The organism is Sphingomonas sp. LH128, assembly GCF_000293195.2.
Classification (GTDB): Bacteria; Pseudomonadota; Alphaproteobacteria; order Sphingomonadales; family Sphingomonadaceae; genus Novosphingobium; species Novosphingobium resinovorum_A.
In genome coordinates this window covers 1-289 of sequence record NZ_ALVC01000624.1, presented here as the reverse complement: position 1 = coordinate 289, position 289 = coordinate 1, and the positions used below count along the sequence as shown (strand labels likewise).

At 65.1% G+C, this 289-nt stretch carries 1 protein-coding gene; it reads right to left on the bottom strand.

The features are described 5' to 3' along the window. On the bottom strand, positions 1–289 hold a 289-nt coding region (locus LH128_RS30650; protein WP_008833574.1), incomplete at both ends, for a formylglycine-generating enzyme family protein.

Sequence of the window (289 nt, the reverse complement as noted above, 5' to 3'; positions counted from 1 at the left end):
CGAACGCAGCGGAAGCCGATGTGCGAGGTGGAAGTGTCGATCATCTCGGGATGGCGAGCGGCGGGGCGGTAGCGCTGGCAATAGTTCGCCGCGCACAAGTGAGAACCGCCCTTGAGCACCTTGCGGCCGATCCGCACGCCCGGCTGGGCGGGATCGAAACTGTCCTTGAGCTTGCCGCCGCGCGGATTGCTGAGCGTGCAGCACGATCGGCCTACCTTCTTGCGGGCCACTTCGGGCGTCTCGCTCCACCAGTCGCTGGTCCATTCCCAAGTGTTGCCGATCATGTCGA